Origin of the sequence: Rhizobacter sp. (assembly GCF_031412495.1) — a bacterium.
In the GTDB taxonomy this organism is placed as follows: domain Bacteria; phylum Pseudomonadota; class Gammaproteobacteria; order Burkholderiales; family Burkholderiaceae_C; genus Schlegelella_A.
In genome coordinates this window covers 1-2,856 of record NZ_JANODC010000012.1, presented here as the reverse complement: position 1 = coordinate 2,856, position 2,856 = coordinate 1, and the positions used below count along the sequence as shown (strand labels likewise).

The following is a 2,856-nucleotide window of genomic DNA, read 5'->3' as shown; positions in this document are numbered from 1 at the left end:
CGGGAGTAGCTGCGGCACAGCCCGCTACCACCAGCGTGGGCCGCGCTGCCAGCGCCGCCGTGACTCCTGGCGACCAGGACATGGGCCGCAACCCGAACAACCGCAGCGGCGGTCTCATGGGCAACGACCGCACCGGCACGGGCTCTTCGACCACCAGCGTCGGCCGCGCTGCCAGCGCCGCCGTTACGCCTGGAGATCAGGATATGGGCCGCAACCCGAATAGCCGCAGCGGCGGCCTCATGGGCAACGACCGCAGCACCCGGACGGACACGAGGGCCACGGCCAACGGCAGCCTGCCCCCGCGCGCGGACCGCAACTGACCTGGGCGCGTGAGCTGAACGAGTGCGGCTGAAACGCCGCCAGCTCGCGCTGTCCTTCATTTCACCCCGGGCGGGGCGCTTCGCGGCGCCTCGCCCGGCTTCACGTTCCGGTTAGCCGGCCGCTACTTCTTTTCCAGCAGCAGTTGTCCCGCCTTCTGCAGGCGGCTCCTGAACGCACTTGCGATGAGGCCAAGCACGCCCGGCAGGTGGAGCTCCATCGTCACCGCGGCGTCGCCGACATCGACGACACCGGTGATCGTCTGCGCCAGCGCCGCGACGCTGAAGACGAGCCGATCGCCTTCCCACCGTTCGCTGCACCGGCCGCTGCCCGGCAAACCTCGGAGCGCCTTCGCGAACCCCGTCTCGATGCGACGGCGCGCCTCGGCGCGGCCGAGCTGGTGCGGGAGGCTGATCGTGAGCGGCGTCGTCATGGGCGAGAGGGTGCCGCGATGCGCGATGCGGTGCAAACGGTTTCCTTCATCGACCCAGCGCCGCGAGCGCGATTCCGGCCACGAGGATGACGGCCACGAGACCGAGCAGGCCGAACTTCACCCGCCGTTCGTGTCGGCCGGTGACCATCTGCCAGAGCCCGTTGAGCATCGTCAAGAGGCCGATGGAGCCCACCGCGCCGAGGAGGGCCAGGAGCGCCATCGCCTGCCCGCGCGTGCCGGAGAAGCGCGTGCCGTCGGACGAGCCGCCGGGGTTCAGCAGCGGCAGTCCCAGCTCCGCCCAGAGCACGTAGCCGATGCCGCCGGCGAGCAGCACGCCGAGCACGAACTGGAGGCCGCCGAAGCGGCGCGCCCAGCGCCGCGACAGCATGCCGCCGCCGCAGCGCTCGCATCGGGAGATGAACTTGTGCGTCTGCCAGCCGCACGAGCGGCACGTGCTCACGTCTTCGGCGTCGCTGCCGTCGCCGCGCCCGTGGAAGAAGCCGGCCTCGCCCGGGCGGCCGCCTTCGCACCAGGCGACGTAGCGCGCGGCGACGCGCTCGGCGCTCGCCGCGACCGGAAATCGCAGCGTCGTCCGCTTCTCCGGAACCCAGCGGTCGCCCGACTTCATCGGCGGGTGGTAGAGGTGCAGCTCGACGCTCGGCGCCGGCCCGGTGTCGCGCCGCAGACGCGCCGCCGTCACCTCGGGCACGCCGTGGCGTGGCAGGCGATGCACGCTGCCGTCGACGACGACGCCGGTCGTGCCGACCGTCACCTCGGCACCTTCGCCGGGCACGTCGCGGCGCGGCTGGAACTCGTTCTGCCAGACGTTCGGCTGGAGCGCGAACCCCTGCTCGATGTCGAAGAAGGCGCGCCACGTCGGCGCGTCGATCCGCCAGCGCCCGATCAGGTCGTCGCCGCGCTGCAACGCGGCTTCGGTGCGCACGTCGAGGTGCCAGACCAGCGCGACCCCGGCGGAGATGACGGCCACGGACCCGAGGACCGCACCGCCGGCGATGAGCACGGCGTGCCATGCATCGGCGGTCGCCTCTTGTGCCAGAACGAACGCGCCGACCGCGGCCAGCGCGGCGCCGACGGAAAGAGCGCAGGCGCCGTTGCGCGAGGAGCGGGAGTTGCGCATCGGCAGCGTGTCTTACTTCAACTGGACCTTGATGCCGTCGTCCAGAACCACGAGGTCGCCGATCTCGTAGGTCTTGGGGCCGAAGCTCAGCTCCTCGACCGTGAACGTCCGAAGAACCTGGCCTTGCAGCAGTTCCTGCGCGACGAGGCCGCCGATCTGCTGCAGGCGCTCGGCGTCACGGCCGTTGACACCCTGCAGTTCCAGGCGCTCGGCCTTGGGGTGCTCCAGGCGCAGGGCTCGCGCCGCGGGGTCGTAGCGCAGCCCGCTGCTGAGCGCCACAGTGCCATCGACCTGACCTGCGCGCAGCAGTGGACTGGTGATCCATACACGGGCCGTGATCGTCACTCGGTTGGCTGCCGCGTCGAGCCCGAGTCGCGGGTCTCTGAGTCCCACCGTGACGATCTGGGCGTACCGCTGCGACAGCGGAAATCGTCTGTCGAGCATCGCCTGCAATTCGGAACGGGTGGCGGTGAACTCGCTGGTCCAGAAGTTGAATCCGGCCCGAGCGTGCCACGGCAGGGCGGCGCCGAGGGCGGCCACGCACATGTGGCGGCGGGAACACTGCGGCATGCTGACAAGGGGGTAGGCTGGCTGCCATTGTGTGCGTAGCGGTCCCGGCTAAAGTCGGCGCGCATGACCTCTTCGTCGACCCATCGGTCGGAAGCCGGCGCACAGCCAGCCGCGGCAGCCTTTCCCTTCGGCCTCCCCGAACGACTCGGCGGACCCAGTGCGTGGCGCGGGCCGGCCATGTCGGCGCGGGGCGACTGGATTGAACCGCTGAATGACGCCGAGTTGGGGGAGCTGGCTGCGGCGACCCTTCCCTGGCTGGCCACCGGCCGCGAGCTGACCGATCTGAGCAAGAGCGAATTCCCGCTGCCCGGCCTGGCGTCACGGATCGACCGGCTGCGGGAGGAACTGATCGAAGGGCGCGGCTTTGCGCTCTGGCGTGGCCTGCCGGTCGCGCAGT

General features: G+C 71.0%; 4 protein-coding genes and 1 pseudogene. 2 read left to right on the top strand and 3 right to left on the bottom strand.

The features are described 5' to 3' along the window. The coding region (locus AC30N0_RS00570; protein WP_489515999.1) for a hypothetical protein at positions 1 to 320 on the top strand (320 nt) is incomplete at its 5' end. 122 nt (positions 321 to 442) lie between these two features. Here the strand turns inward: AC30N0_RS00570 and AC30N0_RS00565 are convergent. From AC30N0_RS00565 to AC30N0_RS00555, 3 genes are read right to left on the bottom strand one after another with little or no spacing between them, the layout of a single operon-like run. Next, positions 443 to 751 carry a polyhydroxyalkanoic acid system family protein gene (locus tag AC30N0_RS00565; protein WP_489515998.1) on the bottom strand — a complete coding sequence of 103 codons (309 nt, stop codon included), beginning with the start codon at positions 749 to 751 and terminating at the stop codon, positions 443 to 445. Between the two features lie 46 nt (positions 752 to 797). After that, positions 798 to 1,889 carry a hypothetical protein gene (locus AC30N0_RS00560; protein WP_489515997.1) on the bottom strand — a complete coding sequence of 364 codons (1,092 nt, stop codon included), beginning with the start codon at positions 1,887 to 1,889 and terminating at the stop codon, positions 798 to 800. A 12-nt stretch (positions 1,890 to 1,901) separates the two neighbouring features. Continuing rightward, positions 1,902 to 2,435: a YceB family lipoprotein gene (locus tag AC30N0_RS00555; RefSeq protein WP_489515996.1), complete on the bottom strand. Its 534-nt coding sequence runs from the start codon at positions 2,433 to 2,435 to the stop codon at positions 1,902 to 1,904. Between the two features lie 87 nt (positions 2,436 to 2,522). On the opposite strand from AC30N0_RS00555, the pseudogene AC30N0_RS00550 reads away from it, so the two are divergent. Then, positions 2,523 to 2,856: pseudogene (locus AC30N0_RS00550) on the top strand (hypothetical protein); the annotation flags it as partial.